The 18816-nt window shown below is 62.1% G+C and carries 18 protein-coding genes and 1 pseudogene; 11 read left to right on the top strand and 8 right to left on the bottom strand.

The features are described 5' to 3' along the window. Window positions 1-26: 26 nt before the first annotated feature. The gene (locus tag HMPREF2792_RS06480; RefSeq protein WP_070532025.1) at window positions 27-443 is read left to right on the top strand and encodes a methylenetetrahydrofolate--tRNA-(uracil-5-)-methyltransferase; all 417 of its coding nucleotides are present in this window, start codon (window positions 27-29) and stop codon (window positions 441-443) included. Here the strand turns inward: HMPREF2792_RS06480 and HMPREF2792_RS06475 are convergent. From HMPREF2792_RS06475 to HMPREF2792_RS06465, 3 genes are read right to left on the bottom strand one after another with little or no spacing between them, the layout of a single operon-like run. Further along, window positions 440-1135: a hypothetical protein gene (locus HMPREF2792_RS06475; protein WP_070532020.1), complete on the bottom strand. Its 696-nt coding sequence runs from the start codon at window positions 1133-1135 to the stop codon at window positions 440-442. The two genes, HMPREF2792_RS06480 and HMPREF2792_RS06475, sit on opposite strands and share 4 nt — an antisense overlap. Window positions 1136-1144: 9 nt before the next feature. Continuing rightward, the gene (locus HMPREF2792_RS06470; RefSeq protein ID WP_070532015.1) at window positions 1145-2644 is read right to left on the bottom strand and encodes a molybdopterin-dependent oxidoreductase; all 1500 of its coding nucleotides are present in this window, start codon (window positions 2642-2644) and stop codon (window positions 1145-1147) included. A gap of 2 nt (window positions 2645-2646) precedes the next feature. Continuing rightward, complete coding sequence (locus tag HMPREF2792_RS06465; RefSeq protein ID WP_070532011.1) at window positions 2647-3144, bottom strand: hypothetical protein; 498 nt, start codon at window positions 3142-3144, stop codon at window positions 2647-2649. A 447-nt stretch (window positions 3145-3591) separates the two neighbouring features. On the opposite strand from HMPREF2792_RS06465, the gene HMPREF2792_RS06460 reads away from it, so the two are divergent. The 5 genes from HMPREF2792_RS06460 to HMPREF2792_RS06440 all read left to right on the top strand — a co-directional run bounded on the left by HMPREF2792_RS06460 (window position 3592) and on the right by HMPREF2792_RS06440 (window position 8523). Further along, window positions 3592-3852 (top strand): CBU_0592 family membrane protein, encoded by a 261-nt coding sequence (locus HMPREF2792_RS06460; protein ID WP_070532007.1) that lies wholly within the window; start codon window positions 3592-3594, stop codon window positions 3850-3852. A 44-nt stretch (window positions 3853-3896) separates the two neighbouring features. Then, window positions 3897-4154: a CBU_0592 family membrane protein gene (locus HMPREF2792_RS06455; RefSeq protein WP_070532003.1), complete on the top strand. Its 258-nt coding sequence runs from the start codon at window positions 3897-3899 to the stop codon at window positions 4152-4154. A 62-nt stretch (window positions 4155-4216) separates the two neighbouring features. After that, complete coding sequence (locus HMPREF2792_RS06450; RefSeq protein ID WP_070531999.1) at window positions 4217-4789, top strand: TetR/AcrR family transcriptional regulator; 573 nt, start codon at window positions 4217-4219, stop codon at window positions 4787-4789. Between the two features lie 92 nt (window positions 4790-4881). Continuing rightward, the gene (locus tag HMPREF2792_RS06445) at window positions 4882-6591 is read left to right on the top strand and encodes an ABC transporter ATP-binding protein (protein WP_070531996.1); all 1710 of its coding nucleotides are present in this window, start codon (window positions 4882-4884) and stop codon (window positions 6589-6591) included. Next, complete coding sequence (locus HMPREF2792_RS06440; protein ID WP_070531993.1) at window positions 6592-8523, top strand: ABC transporter ATP-binding protein; 1932 nt, start codon at window positions 6592-6594, stop codon at window positions 8521-8523. On the opposite strand, the gene HMPREF2792_RS06435 is transcribed toward HMPREF2792_RS06440, so the two are convergent. From HMPREF2792_RS06435 to HMPREF2792_RS06425, 3 genes are read right to left on the bottom strand one after another with little or no spacing between them, the layout of a single operon-like run. After that, on the bottom strand, window positions 8520-9086 hold the full coding sequence (locus tag HMPREF2792_RS06435) for a hypothetical protein (protein ID WP_070531990.1): 567 nt from the start codon (window positions 9084-9086) through the stop codon (window positions 8520-8522). The genes HMPREF2792_RS06440 and HMPREF2792_RS06435 overlap by 4 nt on opposite strands. After that, window positions 9079-9438: a DUF6114 domain-containing protein gene (locus HMPREF2792_RS06430; RefSeq protein WP_070531987.1), complete on the bottom strand. Its 360-nt coding sequence runs from the start codon at window positions 9436-9438 to the stop codon at window positions 9079-9081. Before HMPREF2792_RS06430 ends, HMPREF2792_RS06435 begins: the two co-directional genes overlap by 8 nt. Then, window positions 9428-10000 (bottom strand): DUF6230 family protein, encoded by a 573-nt coding sequence (locus HMPREF2792_RS06425; RefSeq protein WP_070531984.1) that lies wholly within the window; start codon window positions 9998-10000, stop codon window positions 9428-9430. The genes HMPREF2792_RS06430 and HMPREF2792_RS06425 overlap by 11 nt, the downstream gene beginning before the upstream one ends. Before the next feature lie 114 nt (window positions 10001-10114). On the opposite strand from HMPREF2792_RS06425, the gene HMPREF2792_RS06420 reads away from it, so the two are divergent. The 4 genes from HMPREF2792_RS06420 (at window position 10115) to HMPREF2792_RS06405 (ending at window position 15929) form a co-directional block, all read left to right on the top strand. After that, window positions 10115-12775: a (Fe-S)-binding protein gene (locus HMPREF2792_RS06420; RefSeq protein WP_070531981.1), complete on the top strand. Its 2661-nt coding sequence runs from the start codon at window positions 10115-10117 to the stop codon at window positions 12773-12775. 69 nt (window positions 12776-12844) lie between these two features. Then, window positions 12845-14065, top strand: coding sequence for a cation:proton antiporter (locus tag HMPREF2792_RS06415; protein WP_070531977.1), 1221 nt, complete (start codon window positions 12845-12847; stop codon window positions 14063-14065). A gap of 9 nt (window positions 14066-14074) precedes the next feature. After that, complete coding sequence (locus tag HMPREF2792_RS06410) at window positions 14075-14695, top strand: DUF1707 SHOCT-like domain-containing protein (RefSeq protein ID WP_227485910.1); 621 nt, start codon at window positions 14075-14077, stop codon at window positions 14693-14695. Window positions 14696-14705: 10 nt separating this feature from the next. After that, the gene (locus HMPREF2792_RS06405; RefSeq protein WP_070531971.1) at window positions 14706-15929 is read left to right on the top strand and encodes a pyridoxal phosphate-dependent aminotransferase; all 1224 of its coding nucleotides are present in this window, start codon (window positions 14706-14708) and stop codon (window positions 15927-15929) included. Window positions 15930-16024: 95 nt separating this feature from the next. On the opposite strand, the gene HMPREF2792_RS06400 is transcribed toward HMPREF2792_RS06405, so the two are convergent. Next, the gene (locus HMPREF2792_RS06400; protein ID WP_070531964.1) at window positions 16025-17278 is read right to left on the bottom strand and encodes an HNH endonuclease signature motif containing protein; all 1254 of its coding nucleotides are present in this window, start codon (window positions 17276-17278) and stop codon (window positions 16025-16027) included. Window positions 17279-17399: 121 nt separating this feature from the next. Here HMPREF2792_RS06400 and HMPREF2792_RS06395 point away from each other — a divergent pair, with 121 nt between their 5' ends. Further along, window positions 17400-18626, top strand: coding sequence for a YibE/F family protein (locus HMPREF2792_RS06395; RefSeq protein WP_070532127.1), 1227 nt, complete (start codon window positions 17400-17402; stop codon window positions 18624-18626). On the opposite strand, the pseudogene HMPREF2792_RS06390 reads toward HMPREF2792_RS06395, so the two are convergent. Then, window positions 18556-18801: pseudogene (locus tag HMPREF2792_RS06390) on the bottom strand (UDP binding domain-containing protein); the annotation flags it as partial. The gene HMPREF2792_RS06395 and the pseudogene HMPREF2792_RS06390 sit on opposite strands and share 71 nt — an antisense overlap. Window positions 18802-18816 lie beyond the last annotated feature (15 nt).

The following is an 18816-nucleotide window of genomic DNA, read 5'->3' as shown; positions in this document are numbered from 1 at the left end:
ATTTCTACCGAACTGAAGGGGTTCTCATGCAGCGTGTTGCCATCGTCGGGGACAGCCCCGCCGCGCTCTCCACCGCCGAACGGCTCATCAGGGCCGGGCTGTGCGTGGACCTCTACTGCGAGCGCCCCGCGCCTTTCGGTTTGCTGCGCCGCTTCGCCGGGCTCTCCGGCGCGGAATCCGTTGCTGAGCCGTGCCCGAAGGGGACCACGCCGCGCCTGCGGCTCATCGGCAACGTGCGCGTGGGCTACGGCCCGGACTCCGACATCAACCACTCGGATCTCAACCAGCTCTCCGCCTCCGGCGACCGCCACCTAGTTCTGTTGGAGCTCATGGCCCGCGGCGTGGCCATCACCACGTGGGAGGGGCTATGCCAGCCCACCGACGACGTCGAGGATTGGGCCGCCGTCACGGCTCAGGCGCAGCGCGCGCCGGTCTGCTTTTAACCGTCCTCGCGCTTGGGCTTGTTGAGATCCTCAAGAGTAGCTAAGCCCAGGGAGCGCAGGATCCCCTCGACCGAGTTGATCTCGGCCTCTACCGCACCCAACCTGTCAGCTTGCAGCGCTGACAGCTGTCCGGCTTTCTCCAAATACTTCAAGCGTGGGTAGCGCCCTGCCAAAAGCGTTCCCCAGTAGACGCGCAGATCCAAGATCTCCTGGTTTCCTGGCACCGGTTCGCCATTGTGAAACGCCATGATATCGCGCAGTTGTTGTTCAACCATGGACAAATCCATGTCTGCGCCGGGAGCGCCTTCATCGGAGGAGTAGGTTTCCTCGCCATGGCGCAACGGGCGGCGCTCTTTATCGTAGAAGCGATGCAACGTCATGGCGTCTGCTGCCATAACGGGATCGTTGACCGGCAGAGTAGGCGCATCCTCGTGCCCCAACAACTGACCGCGCGACATTCTGATAAACGTGCGCTGGTGTTCCATTCCCGGTGCGGTGCATTCCAAACCCACGCCATAGGATTCCAAATCTTCCTGTTGGAACATGTATCCCAGGTAGCGAGCGTGTGGATTGATGGAAAAGTCTGCGCTGGACGCTCCTGGCAGGTGGAAGTCCACCTGGCGGATGTAGCTGCGCACTCGCGCAACCTGTTCGGGGCTTAAGTAAAGATCCTCATAGAGTGCTCGTGACATGGCGTACTCCTAAAGCATTTGTAGGCGGTCATAGCTGTCGGTGTCTTCGAAAAAGCCACCGCGCCCGTTGCCCACAATGTCGAAACGATTGACAACTTCGATGCGGTCAAGCCACTTCGCAGAGCGGAAACCGGTGGAGGTCTCCAGTCGCAAGCGCATGGGCGCACCGTTCTTGATGGGAATCTCGCCGCCGTCATAACCAATTGCGATGAGCGTTTCCGGCTGACGGGCCTCCACCATGGGCATGGACTCGTAGTAGTACGAACCGTTGTAGTTATCGTCGTCGCGAGTCATGTTCTGGAAACTGTGCACGACGACGTCGGAAGCCCCGTCCAGTGGCTTGACCAAATCCAAGAGCTGCGCCAACGGAACGCCTTCCCACTTTCCGACAGAGGTAAATCCTTGAACGCAATGGTGCACCGTATTTTGGGAATACCCAGCCGAAAGCCGGCGTAGGTCCTCCAACGTCAGACGCATGGGCTTTTCGACGAACCCACCAATCTCCAGCACGTAGTCCTTTTCAAATCCATTACAAAGGAGCGCCATGTATTCCTCGGTACCGGGTGGCATGCCCGAGGCCCGGTGATGCGGTGCCTTGGTGACCTCTGAATCGGCATACACCCCGCGTTGGCGCGAAGGAACCTTCGAGCGCAGGAAACGGGTGAAGGGGCGCACCACGGCGTTATGCAACGCAGCAACTGTCATCGGGCGCTTAAGGGAGGTCTTCGTGGCCCAAATGTGGACAAAGACAATAAGCATTATGCCCATGGTGAAAATGATGCCGCCGGCTACCGGCTTATCGGCATGCCCAAAGACCATCTTGGATACCTCGTGACCGTATCCATGCATGATCACCATACCCACGTGAATAATGATGAAGACAAGGTAGGCCACAAGGCCCCAAAAGTGCAGGGTGCGGATGACCTGACGGCCTCCCATCGCCTTGGAAATCCGCGGGAAGTGGTTATTGATAGCGGGCGACTGGAACATGCCAGTGAGGATCATCCACATTGGCAAGATGAGGACAACAAAGCCATAAGACAGCTGTTGGATTGCATTGAATGGGTAGCCGTCCATCGCGCCGGGGATTTGGAAGCCCAGGTAGTGGACTAGATCATCCCATGCTTGGGCAAAGACTCCCCAGCTTTCGGGCCAGTAGCGGCGCCACTGGCCGGTAGCCAGCAAGAGCCCCCAGTAGATAACCAGTAGGAGCATCCACCCCATCACTGAGATGAAGTGCCAATAGCGGCCTTGCCCCAAGGCACCATAGCCCGGAAGGGAAACGATTGGACTGTAGTTTTCGTATTCGCCGGAGACTGGGAAGTACTTGCGCTTGCGCTTTTGTTTGATAGAAAACTGCGCCCATTGTTTGCCTAGGGGCGTGTGAATCGAACGATGCAGCTTAGGGAACGTGCCTAGGATTTCGATACCGCTACGGATGAACAGCGTGACAAAGAGGATATTGACAAAATGTTCGATACGTAGCCAAACGGGAAATTCAGTCAACATGATTAGTCCTCAAAACCTTGATCGTCGGGATAAGCAACGAGCACACCATAGTCCAGCGCCCAGTACACGACGAGGTAGGCGAGACCACACAGTGCTGTGGTATTCCATGCGGCGGCGAGGTACACATCGGCTCCGTTCCATACCCATGGCGGGGTGCCGGCGAGACCACCGAAAAACAGAAGCAATGAACCCACGGCGGGAATGAGTCCGAAATCCCACACACGCCACGGCGTCACGGCACCAAGAACAACGACGACGGCGCACAATGCAACGAGGAGATAGAGGACAATCTCTTGCTCGGGAAAAATCGAAAACTCGGCCCGCGCCACGTACCAGGCCAATCCCCCTTGTAGGGCCATGATGGCCACTATCATGGCGCGGGTTAGCTTTGGCAGGTTGATGCGGATATAGCGGAAGAACGGTGCACGCTCTTTGCCCGGCTTGACGTGCAAAGAGATGTCATGAAGGTTTGGGTCAACCGATGAAGGTATGGCAGACATGAGCTACTTCTCCTATCGCGCCCGCTGCGGTCCGCAGGCGTGCTGCGCCCGTGACCATTGCTGGGCACTCGTGTCCAGATGACTCGCTACCGTCACCTGCTGGCAACGCCTGCCCTACCGGAGATTGGCAACGCTCGAGGCAGGCTGGAGCTCTTCTCAGCTCCCTGAAACTCAGTAAACCCCACACCATGAATTACGGCGAATATGGACGACTGTTCAAATTGCGCCCACGTCTACTAGCTGCGGTTTAGACAAGCGTTCAGAAACCGTCCGTTTGTCCCATTTATCGCACGCGATGAAGCGGTGTTTAACTTGGCAATGTCGAGCTCAACGCTAATTTCTGCCCTCATCCTCGCGCTCAATTCGCTACGCGCTTCAAGGGTAGCCACGCTCCGGAGAAGCATCGATGTACCACCCACACCATTCTTGAAAGGACATGCTTCTTAAATGTCTGCCATGGTCATTTTCGGACTCATCGCCTCTGTAGCACTGCTTTTCGCCTTCGCAATGCTCAACCTTGGGAAATGGACGGTTGATGACTACCCATACCAAATCCTCAACTTCATTGGCGCCGGTTTCCTCGCCGCCTCAGCCGCCACGCCCTTCAACGCCGGCGTCTTCTTCACTGAACTCATCTGGTCCCTCTTCGGTCTGTATGGAATTATCCGCATCTACCTAGACCGTAAGAAGAACACTGCCCAAAGCTAGGGCTCACCCGACCCGCCTCCATTTTGACAGAAAGAATCACCCCCATGAGCTTCGCTTTCGAAATCGGCATCATCGCCGGCATCCTGTTCGTCGTGGCCTACGGCCTGCTCAACTTCCGCGTCCTGACAGCCGATTCCCCGCTGTACCAATCCCTTAATTTCCTCGGCGCGACCGGATTCGTCTACACCGCCATTTCTCCCTTTAACCCAGGCCTGTTCATTGTTGAGACAGTATGGGCCGTCGTCGCGCTTCTTGGCCTCTGGAAGATTTTCACGAAGAAGGCCCCCAGCCAGGCCCGATAAAACCCTCGCCGCTCGGCGCAAACGAGCACTAGACTGAAGGCCCGTCACACACAGGGAGCACGATGTCTAGAGAAGATGCACAGCCACAGCGCAGAGAACTCATCCTGACTGCGGCCCTTAACACCATCGTTCGCGAAGGCGTTGCCGGGCTATCTTTACGGGCGGTCGCCGCCGAGGCACAGGTGGCACTCGGCTCCATTGCCTACTATTTCACCGATAAAGACGGCCTCATCAACGCCGCATTCCAGGACTTCACGCACCGCTCGGTGACTGAGTTTCGGGAATTCTATGAAGGCGTCTCCACCCTCGAAGAAGCACGGGCCGCCACTGTGGACATGCTCTCGGCTACCGCCCGTTCACGCACCGATATCATCCTGGGCAGCGAGCTTTACTCGTTGTCGCTGCGCCGCCCGCGCCACCGCATGATCCTTCTGGAGTGGACACGGGCGTGCCAAAAAGTCCTGTCCACATATTTTGATGAACCCACCACGCTGGGGCTTGATGCCCTCTACGAAGGAGCAGTCCTCCACCACGCCATGCGCGTGGGAGAGACTTCGACGCAGCGGATCGCTCTCGCAGTAGAGCGCCTAACCCCACCGGAGTCATTCATCTTGCACACCCCACGCGCGAGCTAGCGCCCGGGCTAGCGATCGCGCGTACTAGGGGATAGACTTGCGCGGTCATTGACCTTTGGCCTTTCCAGGCCGCTCACATGAAACGTTGGTCTATGGAACTCCTACGTATCCTCATATCCCGTTCGAAGCCGTATACCGGCTACGTCATCGCGGTGCTGCTTCTTCAAGCACTGTCCACCGCAGCAACGCTTTACCTCCCTTCGCTCAACGCGAAGATCATCGACAAGGGCGTTGCCCAAGTAGACATCGACTACATCTGGCACACCGGCGGCATCATGCTCATCGTGGCCTTCATCCAGGTCAGCGCCGCCATCGCCGCCATCTGGTTCGGCTCCCGCACCGCCATGGGCCTCGGCCGCGACCTGCGCTCCGAAGTCTTCCGCCGCGTCACCCGCTACTCCGCCGAAGACATGAGCAACTTCGGCACCGCCACCCTCATTACCCGCGGCACCAACGATGTCCAGCAAGTCCAGATGGTCTACATGATGATGCTCAACTTCATGGTTGCCGCCCCCATCATGTCCATCGGCGGCATCATCATGGCCATCCGCGAAGACGCCGGAATGTCCTGGCTCGTCGCGGTCTCCGTCATCGTGCTGCTGGCCGCCATCTCCGTCATCATCGTCCGCCTCATGCCGCTCTTCCGCTCGTGGCAGGAAAAGCTCGACGTCATGAACGGCACGCTGCGCGAGCAAATCGCCGGCATTCGCGTCGTCCGCGCCTTTACCCGCGAAGAGCACGAAGCCGAGCGTTTCCGCACCGCCAACCGCGACATCACCAACCTCTCGCTCAAGGTGGGCCAGCTGTTCGTCCTCATGTTCCCCATCATCACCGTCATCCTGAACGTGGCCACGGGCGCGGTTCTGTGGTTCGGCGGCCACCGCGTCGACGATGGCCTCGTGGAAGTCGGCTCCCTGACCGCCTTCCTGCAATACCTGCTACAGATCCTCGCGGCCGTCATGATGGGCACCTTCATGGCCATGATGCTGCCCCGCGCCGTCATTTGCGCGCGCCGCATCACCGACGTCCTCGAGCACGATCCCTCCATCGTCGAGCCCGCTACCCCGCTCACCCCGGAGCGCTCCGAGGGCGTGGTCGAGTTCGACAACGTCACGTTCCAGTACGCCGGCGCCGAAGCGCCCGTGCTTCACGACGTCTCCTTCACCGCCACCCCCGGCACCACCACCGCTCTCATCGGCGCGACCGGTTCCGGCAAAACCACCGCACTCTCCCTGATCCCGCGCCTCTACCTCCCGACGAAGGGGCGCGTGCTTCTCGACGGCACCAATATCGCCGATATGGCACGAGGGGACGTCGTCAAGCGTGTGGGCCTCGTGCCTCAGAAGCCGTACCTGTTTAGCGGTTCCGTGGCCTCCAACCTGCGCCTCGGCGCCCCGGACGCCACCGACGAGGAGCTGTGGGAAGCGCTGCGCGTGGCCCAGGCAAACTTCGTCGAGGACCTCGACATGCACATCTCCCAGGGCGGCACCAACGTTTCCGGCGGCCAGCGCCAGCGCCTGTCCATCGCACGCATGCTGGTGGCGCGGCCGCTGGTGTACCTCTTTGATGATTCCTTCTCCGCGCTCGACGTGCTCACGGATGCCGCGGTACGCGACGCCATGCGGGAATACACCGCGAAGGCGACGACCATCATCGTGGCGCAGCGCGTGAGCTCGATCGTGGATGCGGATCAGATTCTGGTCATGGACGCCGGGCGCGTCGTGGCCCGCGGCACGCACGAGGAGCTGCTGGAAAGCTCGACGACGTACCGCGAAATTGTGGAATCCCAGGAGGTGGCATAAATGACTGAGCAAGACAACGCGACGTTAGAAGCCGAGATCGAGCAGAAGACCGGCGAAAACGCGCCGCGCAAGGCCAAGAATTTTTGGCCCTCCGCCAAGCGTCTCTTTGGTCTGCTCGCGCCATTCAAGGCGCAGCTTGTCGCGATTGCCGCGATGAACCTCGTGTGCGTGTTCCTCGCCGTGGCCGCGCCCAAGGTTATGGGCAAGGCCACCGACGTCATCTTCTCCGGTGTCATTTCCCGCCACCTGCCCGCCGGCATGACCAAGGAGCAGGCCATCGCCGCTCTGCGCGCGGGCGGGCAGGACAAGTTCGCGGACATGGCCTCCGCCATGGACTTGAGCCCCGGCTTCGGCATTGATTTTTCCAAGCTGGGCACGATCATCGGCATCGTGATTGCGATGTACGTGGTGTCCTCGCTCTTCCAGTGGTGGCAGGGCTACCTTCTGAACTCGCTGGTGATGAAGGTGGTCTTCGATCTGCGCGAGCGCATCGAGGCGAAGATCAACCGGCTGCCGCTGAACTACTTCGATACGCAGTCGCGCGGCGACCTTCTTTCGCGCACCACCAACGATGCCGACAACGTCCAGACGGCGCTGCAGCAGGCCATTTCGCAGCTGTTCTATAACCTGCTCATGGTCATCGGCATCACGGTCATGATGTTCACCGTGTCCTGGCAGCTGGCCCTCGTTGCGCTGCTGGCGCTGCCGCTGACCGGTGTGGTCATCGGGGTCGTCGGCTCGCGCGCGCAAAAGCAATTCAAGGCGCAGTGGAAGGCCACCGGTGACCTCAACGGGCAGGTCGAGGAAGCCTTCTCCGGCCACGACCTGGCAACCGTCTTCGGGCGCATCGACTCCATGACGGAGGACTTTGATAAGCGCAACGAGGAGCTCTTCCGCTCCGCGTCGCTGGCGCAGTTCCTGGCGGGCATGATGATGCCGATCATGCAGTTCATCTCCTACCTGTCCTACGTGGTCATCGCGGTGCTCGGCGCGTTGAAGGTGGCCTCCGGCAACCTCACGCTGGGTGGCGCCCAGGCCTTCATCCAGTACTCCCGCGAGTTCAACCAGCCGCTGGGCCAGCTCGGCGGAATGATGCAGCAGGTGCAATCGGGCGTGGCCTCGGCCGAGCGCGTCTTCGAGTTCCTCGACGCTGAGGAAGAACCCGCCGAGGAGACCACCTCCCGCCTGGGCGGGCGCGCGAAGGGCTTGGTTGAGTTCGAGGACGTGGACTTCTCCTATGATCCCGAAACCCCACTCATCCAGGATCTCAGCCTCCGCGTGGAACCGGGCCAGACCGCGGCCATCGTGGGCCCCACGGGTGCCGGCAAGACCACGCTGGTCAACCTCATCATGCGTTTCTACGACATCGATTCCGGCACCATCCGCCTCGACGGCGTCGACACCGCGCAGATGTCGCGCCACGAGCTGCGCTCCCAGGTGGGCATGGTGCTGCAGGACGCCGTCGTCTTCGAGGGCACCATCATGGACAACATCCGCTACGGCCGCCTCGACGCGACCGATGAGGAAGTCATTGCCGCCGCCAAGGCCACCTACGTGGACCGCTTCGTCCACGCGCTGCCTGAGGGCTATGACACGGTCATCGATCAAGACAATGGCGCGATTTCCTCCGGCGAGCGCCAGCTCATCACCATCGCGCGCGCCTTCCTGGCGCAGCCGGCGCTCCTCATCCTCGATGAGGCGACCTCATCCGTGGATACCCGCACCGAGGTGCTCGTTCAGGACGCCATGAATGCGCTGCGCGCGGACCGCACCTCCTTCATCATCGCGCACCGCCTGTCCACGATTCGTGACGCCGACATCATCATCGTCATGGAAGAAGGACGCATCGTGGAACAGGGCACCCACGCCGAGCTTCTCGACGCCCACGGCGCCTACTGGCGCCTCCACCAGTCCCAGTTCCGCGAGGACTAGTCGACGCTCACGGACATCGTCGGGGCCGAGAACGTGTCACCCGTGAGGTTCGCCAACTCGAGGGTGACGTCGCTTAAGGAAAGGTGCTCCATGAGGGCGTCGGGAAGCTCGGCGTCCGGAGCAGGGGGAATTCCGAGCTGATCGAGAACGGCGTTGATATCGCCGCTGGTGAGATCCGCCGTGACGGGCACGGTGCGCGCACCCTCGACGGTGGGCGTGACGGTCAGCGAGGTCGCCACGATGCGCGCGGGCTCCACGGTGGTTACTGAACCACCGGTGGTGAGCAGGCCATCGCCGGCATTTCCGGGCAAGGTGATGGCCAGGTTGCGCACGGCAAGGCGATCGCCGGTGAGCTCGATAACGCGCACCTCGCCGTCGCGGGTGGGCATCGTGCCCAGCGTGGCTTTCACGTTTCCCGTTAGCGTGACCTCGTCCGCCTTCACGGTGGAAAAGTAGGGCTGCGCCGGGGCGACCTGCGCGCTCACGCCCGTCGCGCTCGCCGCAGCGACCATGGCGGCCACGAACAACACGCTCCGTGAGCGCGAAGGACGGTGCTTAAACATCGGTGGGCTCCCACGCCAGGGTGAGCGCGCCGCCAATGATGCCGAGCAGCGTGCCGATAAGGAAGCCTCCCAAGTTAGAGGTAGGCAGCGCAATCACGGCCACGATGATGCCGAGCACTCCCAGATACGTCGAGGTGGCCGGGCGAAACCACGCTCCTAAGCCGAACATGACCAACAGCGCCCCGATAAGCAGCGTGGACACGCCCGACACCGTGGAAATCATGACCAACAGGTCCGAGATGTGCACGGTGAAATACGCGGGCGTGGCGATAACGATTCCCGAAAGTATGAGCAGCAAGCCCGGGATGAAGGGCCGCCCACCGCGCCACGCCTTAAACCGATCAGCAGCCATTTCCGCGGCCCCGTTCCACGGATACGCCCACGTTCTGTGCTGACAGCGTCTTGGCGCCGATGGAGGTGGCACGGACGTCGTCGGCAGTCAGCGAAACCTTCTTTGCATACAGGCCCCACGTTCCGGGATCCGCGGTGGTGGACAGCTGGCGCGCATCGATGCCCACGTTCGCATCCTCCATGACCAACGAGCCCTCGATGTCCGACGCACCAACCAACAAGTCGGTGGCCTCCACGCTGTTATCGCCCTTCGCCTTCAGCGCCAGCGTGGCCTCCCCCACCGCCGGCAGGTCCGTCGTGACGTAGAGGCAAAGATCCGAGGCCGCCGCGTGCTCCATCTTCAACCGGGCCGTCGGCACGTCCTCCTCACCCTTCTTGTCACTATCCACGAAGAGCGAGAAAGCCTCGCCCTCCAAGTGCCGCATGTTGACGTTGAAGAACGTTCCCGATAGCGCCAGGTTCGCCGTCAGACCGCCTTGCGCCACTGCAAACCCCGTCACGCCGAAAGCCGCAAATCCTGCGATAAGCCCCACCGCCGCCTTCGGCGCACTGATTCTTCCCATACACGTCAGCTTATTTCTCGGCCTCCGAAAACACTACCTGAATCCTGACTCACTGATTTCGGGGCCGAGGATTTAAGGTAAGAGGCACACACAGCAGCAATTAAAGGAGCGCGCATGTTCGGCTGGGTTGCCATCGCCGCATCGGTCCCGGTGTGGCTGTACTTTTTCTACCGCCTCACGGCGCTGTTTCGGTTCATCCGCTCCGGCGGCCCCACGCAGCTAAACCGTACCGACCGCCCCCTGGCGCGCCTCGGCCGCGTGCTTATCGAAGTCTTCGGCCATACCCACTTCAAGGGCCGGCCGCTGGTCAATGCCGCGCACTGGCTCGTGATGGTGGGCTTCCTCTTCGGCGCCATCGTGTGGTTCGAGGCCTATATCCAAACCTTCGCGCCCGATAACGGCTGGCCGTGGCTCAGCGACTGGCCGGTCTATCACTTCATCGAAGAGGTCCTCGCGATCGGCACCGTGCTGGGTATCTGCTTCCTCATTGGCGTGCGCCTAAAACTCGGCCATACCGAGCGCGGCAGCCGTTTCTATAATTCGCAGGTCTTCCCGGCGCGCCTGGTGGAGGCCATCGTGCTCCTCGAGGGCCTAGGCATGCTCGCTGTCAAGGCCTCCGCCATCGCCACGTATGGCGGAGGCTCACCGTGGGCTGATTTCTTGACGATGCGTGTGGCGGGGGTTATGCAGGCGTCGCCAAGCATGGTGCAGTTCTTTGCCCTGGTGAAGCTGCTGACGGGCCTGGTGTTCATCGCCTGCATCGCGCGCTATTTCCAGTGGGGCGTGATGTGGCACCGTTTCATGGCCTTCTTCAACATCTTCTTCCAGCGCAACGCCACGGGTGAAAAGGCGCTGGGCTCAGTGCCCACACCCGACCTGGAGGACCTTGAGCCGGGGAGCTGGAAGATGCTTCTCGACGCCTCCTCCTGCACCGAATGCGGCCGCTGCCAGGACCTCTGCCCCGCATGGAACACCGAGAAGCCGCTGAGCCCGAAGAAGCTCATGATGGACCTGCGCCAGGGCGCGCTGGATAACTACAACCCGCACGAGGGGCTCAACGTGCTGGCGATGGCGGGCACGATTGATGATGACGTCCTGTGGGCCTGCACCAACTGCGGTGCGTGCGTGGACCAGTGCCCGGTGGATATCGAGCACATCGACCACGTGGCGGACCTGCGCCGGTTTAAGGTGTTGGCGGAGTCCGACTTCCCGTCGGAGCTGACCGGGCTGTTTAAGAACATGGAGACGAAGGGCAACCCGTGGGGTCGCAACGCCTCGGAACGGCGCACGTGGATCGACGAGGCGCGTGCCGATGGCATTGAGGTGCCGATTATCGGCGAGGACGCGGAAGACTTTTCGGACCTGGAGTACCTGTTCTGGGTCGGTTGCGCGGGTACGTATGACGACAAGGGCCGCGCCACGACGCGCGCGGTGGTGGACATGCTGCACACTGCGGGCGTGAAGTTCGGTGTGTTGGCTACGGGCGAGACCTGTACCGGTGACCCGGCGCGCCGTGCCGGAAATGAGTTCCTGTTCCAGGTGATGGCGGAGCAGAACGTCGCCACGCTTAACGACGCCTTCGCCGGCGTCCCCAAAGGCCAGCGCAAAATCATCACGACGTGTCCGCACTGCTTCAACACGATTCGCAACGAGTACCCCGACTTCGACGGCCACTTCGACGTGCTGCACCACACGCAGCTGCTCAACCGTTTGGTGCGGGAGAAGCTGCTGGTCCCGGTGCCGCGCTCCCCGGAGAACCGCAAGCCGGTGGCCTACCACGACCCGTGCTTCCTGGGCCGCCACAACAAGGTCTTCGACCCGCCGCGTGAGCTCGTGGAGGCGACCGGTGCGTCGCTGGCGGAGATGGACCACAACCGCGACGAGGCCTTCTGCTGCGGCGCCGGTGGCGCGCGCATGTTCATGGAGGAAAAGCTGGGCAAGCGCATCAACGAGTTCCGCTCGGAGCAGGCCGTGGCAACGGGCGCGGAACAGATCGCGACGGGCTGCCCGTTCTGCAACGTCATGCTCACGGGCGGCGTGAAGTCCATCGCGCCGGAAACCCAGGTCAGCGATGTGGCGCTCATGCTGCGCAGCGCCATCGCCCCCTCCGGCGACCTCCCTGCCCCGCGCGAGAAGGCCTTCCTCGACACGCCTCGCCGCCTGCCCGTGGAAGATTCCGACGTGCCTTCCCCGGAAGCGACCGCTGCGCAATCTGCCCCGACAAGCTCCCCACAGGCCCCCACCGCTGCGCCGTCCGCACCAAGCGCTGCCTCTGCGCCGCAGGCACCTGCAGCGCCGACGCCTCCGGCTGCCCCCAGCGCTCCTGCAGCACCCACTGCGCCCCAAGCTCCGTCCGCGCCAACCGTGCCTACTGCTCCAGCAGTTCCTTCCACCCCTAGTGCACCGGCGGCCCCCAGCACACCTCAGGTACCCGCAGCCCCCACCGCTCCCGCAGCTCCGACTGCGCCAAGCGCGCCGCAAGCACCCGCAGCGCCTAGTGCCCCGGCTGCTCCTTCGACACCGAAACCTCTAACTGCGCCCAGCACTCCTGCGGCGCCGTCCGCACCGACACCACCGGCGGCACCCAGCGCACCCGCGGCACCAAAGGCTCCAGCCGCGCCCAGCGCACCTCAGGCACCCGCAGCGCCGTCTGCGCCCAGTGCGCCGGCTGCTCCAGCAGCGCCAAGCGCACCAGCCGCACCGAAAGCACCATCTGTGCCAGACGCGCCAGGGGTGCCGAAGGCTCCGGGGGCGTCGGCAAGCAAGGGCGACTAGTGCGACGTCGGCCACACCACCAACGCACGGGGTAGGCGTGCCTGATACCCCACAGGTACGCTCTACCCCATGCAAATTGACGTAACCTACGTCCTCGCCTCGGGCGAGACCAACTACACCAACTCGCTGGTGTCCTTCGCATGGATTATGGCGGTGGCGCTGTTGGCGCCGTTGGTGTCTCATGCCCTGGGCAAGAAGATGCCGGCCGTGGCACTGCTCATTTTCTTCGGCATGCTCATCGGCCCATCGATGTTGGGCCTGGCCCATGAAGACCCCGGCATCGGGATGCTCAAGGAGCTTGGCGTTGGCGCGCTGTTCCTGCTTGCGGGTTTTGAAATTGACCTCGCCAGCCTGAAGTCGAAGGAAGCCGCGACGGGGCTCTCCACCTGGCTCATCTGCATGGTGGTGTGTGGCGTTGGCGCGTACTTCCTCATGGATGACATCCCCGGCGCCATCGTCATGGCAATTGCTTTGACGTCGACGGCACTGGGCACCATCACGCCAATGCTCAAGCAAGACAAGCTGCTTGGCACGCGGGTGGGAGATTCCGTGGTCATCCACGGCGCCATCGGTGAGGTTGCGCCGATTACCGCGATGGCGCTCCTTTTGGGAACGCGCTCCACGTGGACCACGATGTTGATTCTTCTGGCCTTCATCGCAATCGCGGTCGCCGTGGCCATCATGCCCTTTGCCATTACGACGCTCATGCCGTGGTTCAAGGACGCATTCATCTCCGGGGCGGGCTCCACCAACCAAACCATCATGCGCCTCATCATTTTGATTCTGGCCATCCTCATGGCGGTCACCGCCGTTTTTGAGCTCGATATCGTGCTGGGCGCCTTCGCAGCGGGCATCATCCTGAACCGCATCGTGCCCGATGAGTTCCATAAGGGCTTGGAGAACCGCCTCGACGTGGTGTTTTATTCCATGCTCATCCCGGTCTTCTTCGTGGTCTCCGGCATGGCGATTGACTGGAAGGTCATCGTGGACGAGCCCCTCAAGGTCCTCGGCATCCCGCTTCTTATCCTGGTGACCCGCGGCCTGCCAGTGTTCCTGCGCGAAAATATCCACCACACGGGCTCCGACGTCGAAACCACCCGCGAGCGCCTCCAAGTGGCGCTCTATGCGGCAACCGGCCTGCCCATCATCGTGGCGGTGATGACGCTTGCGGTGGGTTCGGGCATCGTCGATACAGAAATGGCCTCGATCTTCATCGCCGGCGGTGCCCTCACCGTCGCAATCTTCCCGTTCCTCTCCGGCCTCGTGCGCGAAAAGGAGCAAGCTAAATAGGCTGTTAGGATGGCTATTGTGACTAATCCTTTCAGCATGCGGCTTTCCGACGCCGAACGGACCAACGCCGTCAACGACCTCGCCCAGGCCTTGGGTGAAGGCCGTCTATCGATGGACGAGTTTGAACAGCGCACCGACGCGATAATGGAGGCGACGACTCGCCGCGAGCTGGCGGCCGTCTTCATGGATATCCCCACCAAAGCCAGCACGGAGCTCAAGATCTACTCCCAAGGTGAAATGGAGCGCGCCTACCAGGCTACGAAGAAGCCTCGACTGGCCACGGCCATGGTAGGCACGCTGGGGTTGTTGTTCGGCTCGATTGCATCTTTCGGTGCCATGTCCGGCGTCACCGCCGCGCTGACCGGAACGGGCCTGCTTTTCCTCATCCCCGCGTTGTGGATCATGCTGTACGTGGCCAAGGTGGGCCCGGAATCCTGGCATCGCCCGTCGCCGCGCCAGATCGAGCGCCAGCGCATGCGCGAGCTCAAGGCCGCGGGCGCGGAGGAACGCGCGCAGATGCGGGCGTTGGAGCAGGCGCAATGGGCGGAGAGGCGTCGTCAAGCAAGCGAAATCACCGGCGATGCGATGAATCTGGCCAAACGCAAGCTGGAGCAGTGGAACCAGAAGTAACATATCCGGCATGACACACAACCGGATTTTTGATCAATCCACCAAACTACAAGGCGTTGCCTACGATATTCGCGGCGAGGTTTCCACGGAGGCCGAGCGCATGGAGCTCGACGGGCACAGCATTTTGAAGCTCAACACCGGCAACCCGGCAGTGTTTGGTTTCGATGCGCCGGACGTCATCATGCGCGACATGATTGCGGCGCTGCCGACCTCCCAGGGCTACTCCACATCGAAGGGTATTATCCCGGCACGGCGCGCGATTGTAACCCGCTATGAGCTGGAGGATTTCCCCAGCTTCGACGTCAATGACGTGTACCTGGGCAACGGCGTCTCCGAACTGATTTCGATGGTCACGCAGGCGCTGCTTGACGACGGCGATGAGGTTCTCATCCCCGCCCCTGACTACCCCCTGTGGACGGCGGCGACGTCGCTGGCGGGTGGCACGCCCGTGCACTATTTGTGCGATGAAGAGGATGATTGGAATCCGTCCATTGAGGATATTCGCGCAAAAGTAACGGAGAAGACCAAGGCAATTGTGGTCATTAATCCGAATAACCCGACGGGTGCTGTGTACTCGCGTGAAACGCTGCAGAAAATCGTTGAGGTAGCACGCGAATACAATCTGCTGATTCTGGCGGATGAGATTTATGACCGCATTCTTTATGACGGTGCGAAGCACATTTCGATTGCCTCCCTGGCGCCGGACTTGCTGACGATCACGTTTAATGGCCTGTCGAAGGCCTACCGCGTGGCCGGCTACCGCGCGGGCTGGATGGTGCTGACGGGCCCGAAGTCCCATGCCCGCGGTTTCATTGAGGGCCTGGATTTGCTGGCGGGCACGCGCCTGTGCCCGAATGTACCGGCGCAGCACGCGATTCAGGTCGCACTTGGTGGGCGGCAGTCGATTTATGAGCTCACCGGTGAGGGTGGTCGCTTGCTCAAGCAGCGCAATATTGCCTACGAGAAGCTCAATGAGATTCCGGGTGTGTCGGTGACGAAGCCGATGGGCGCGCTGTACTGTTTCCCGCGTCTGGATCCGGACGTGTATGAGATTCACGATGACTCGAAGCTCATGCTCGACATCCTGCGCGCCGAAAAAATCCTCATGGTGCAGGGCACCGGCTTTAACTGGCCCACGCCGGATCACTTCCGCGTGGTCACGCTGCCGTGGGCTTCGCAGCTGGAGAACGCGATCGAGCGGCTCGGCAACTTCCTGGTGAGCTACCGCCAGTAGCCCTGCACGCTACTGACGGCCAGGCTTCCCACGATCGGGCAGGCGTAAAGGGGCGCGCTCAGCGCAAAAGCGTGCGAGGCCCCTTGCCTCGAGCACTAGCGGTCGGGCGGAGCGGGGCTTCCCGGCTCGGAAGGTGTGGATGCCGGCGGCGCGGCGGGTGTGCGGGCGCTTGGCTCAGTACAGCTTTGGATTGCGGTGCCGTCACGATGCTCCCGGATGCGCTGGGCGCGCGGCGCGCGATGCGGGTGGGCCGGTTCCCGCGGATCGCGGGGGCCGGCCGGTACCCATTTAATCTTGCCGTTTTCGCGCACAATGCGGCCACGGCCCGGGAGGCCATTGATGGCGTTGTGGTACTTGCACAGCGGAGTGAGGTTCTCGGGGTTCGTTTCGCCGCCGTGTCTCCATTCTGTGATGTGGTGTATCTGGGAATAATCGGCGCCGCACAGGCAGCGATCCCAGGCGCAGGTGGGTTGCTCGCCGCAGGCCATGATGCGCTGCTTCTCCGAGGCGACGCGCTGGGTGCGGTGGAGTTCCACGGGGCCTTTGACGCGGTCAACATTCATGACGAGGCCTTCTTCGGCGAGCTCGCGCTCGATGAGCTCTTTGCCCGTGATCTTGGCGCCGTTGGATAGCTGAATCACGATATCCCCGAGGTCTGGGGCTGCGTTGTCCCGAGACTCGTCGGCGCAGGGCTGGTCCGAAGTAGAAATTGGGGGTATTGGAGCCGCGGAATCGGAGCGCGGGGTGGACGGGTCGCCCAAGCGTCCCAGGATTGTGGCGTACTCGGGAAGCTCCATGACGGCGAGGGTCTGGGCCACGGGGCGGGCGAGACGGCCCTCGCGAAACGCGGCAGTGAAGGAACCCACCGGATCGTCCTCATCGATATTGGGGCGTAGGTCCTCAATAAGCGCGGCCGGGGCTGTGAGCGTGAGCTTGGATAACTCCTTACCCCGGCGAATTGTCACGCCCGGCTTCGGCTCTGGCGGCGGGTTGAGCTCGCGAATGCGCTTGCGCGCATAGCGGGCCACGGCCTTCTCATCGCCAGTGATTCCGCACAGCTCAATGCGCAGATCCCAGGCCTGGCGCTGTTTCTTCAGCCTTCCCGCGAAGCGTTCAATGAGAAGCAACGTGGGAAGGTCGTGCCCATTGGCACGGGCGGCCGCAACCGCACGCGCCTGTTTGCGGGTGAAGGCGGTGGAGGCAAAGTAGACGTCAAAAAGCGCCAGCAGAGAGCGTGCCGCAGACTCCGGACCCCACGCCCGGAGCTGCTCGAAGCTGAGCCCCGCAACGCCGGCGACAAGCTCGATGCCCGCCGCCTGGCTGCGAAGATGCGCTTCCACAAGGTTCATGCCAGCAACGCTAAACGCCCCACCCGCACCGCACAACGGCGCCGCCGCCAGCCTGTGGATAACTTGTTGATCGCGTCATCATTAGTTTTCTTTTTAATGAAACTCATTCACAATGATAGGCATGACTAACCTGAATCCGTGGCGTACTGGGCTCATCAGTTTTCTTAGCCTCACCGCTCTGATAACGCTTGCGGGTTTGTTTCTACTACGCCCCACCACCCCGCCATCCGAGCACACCAGCACCGATTTCTTCGCTACCTATGCGCTCAATCAGCCACAGGTGACCGGAACCGTCGACCGCATCGATCATCATCTTTGCAGCGATCCCCATGCCGGCCGGGCTTTCGACGAAGCCCCGCTGATTCCCGCCGCGAGCGAGGACACCAGCTGCACCCGCGCACTGATAGATCTGACCTCCGGCGAGGACACGGGGCGCAAAACCCAACTCATCTTCCACGGCCTGGCCAGTGACCCGACCCTAAACCAGGGCGATGAGATAGTGCTTTCCCATTCCGCGGATGGCACCTATGCCTTCGCTGATTTTCAGCGCAGTGGAAACCTTGCGTTATGGGCTATTATCGCGGCCCTTGTTATCGTCGGCTTCGCCGCCTGGCATGGGCTGCGAGCACTGCTGGGCCTAGGTATCAGTTTGGCCATCGTCTTCTTCTACCTCATCCCCTCCCTCATCGAGGGCCATTCGGCACTACCACTGGCGCTTGTTACCTGCGCGGCCATCCTTTTCCTCGCCGTTCCTCTCGTACACGGCGTGAACTGGAAATCCGCCTCCGCCCTGGGAGGAGCATTGGTGGCGCTGGCGTTGTCGGGGGCGCTGGGGTGGGCGTCGATAAGCAGCACGGCGTTAACCGGTGCAAGCTCGGAAGACAACCTCAAGTTACTGCTCTACATGCCCGGGGTGCCCGTTGTGGGCGTGCTGCTGTGCGGGTTCATTGTGGGCGCGCTGGGCAGCCTCAACGACATCGCGGTGGCGCAGGCCTCCACCGTGCGCGAGCTGCACGCCGCCGATCCGACGGTGGGGCCCGGCGCGCTCTTTACCTCAGCGATGAAAGTGGGCCGCGACCATATCGCCTCCATGGTGTACACCATCGTGCTGACCTATACCGGCGCGGCCCTTCCCCTGCTCATGCTCATCACGGCGGCGCAGCGCCCAGCCCTGCAGATCCTCTCCAGCGACCTCGTCGCCACGGAGGTTCTGCGCTCCCTGCTGGGCGCGATGGCCTTGACACTCGCGGTGCCGCTGACCACCGTGATTGCGGCGTTTACTGTGCCGGAAGGACGCGACCAAGCGCCTCGACGGTCCAGCCCGCGGCACGCCAAGCATCGACGCTGAGCACGTTGCGGCCGTCGATAATGTGGCGGCGGGCCACGAGTGCACCAGCCTCAGCCGGGTCGAGGTCGCGGAATTCCTGCCACTCGGTGGCCAGGATGACCAGCTCGGTGTCCTTGAGTGCCGCGCTTGCCGACGCCGCGTAGTTCAACGTCGGGAACACCTTCTTAGCGTTCTCCCTCAGCCTCGTAGC

This window comes from Corynebacterium sp. HMSC068H04, assembly GCF_001811255.1.
Taxonomy (GTDB): domain Bacteria; phylum Actinomycetota; class Actinomycetes; order Mycobacteriales; family Mycobacteriaceae; genus Corynebacterium; species Corynebacterium hesseae.
This window is presented reverse-complemented; position numbering and strand designations above follow the sequence as displayed.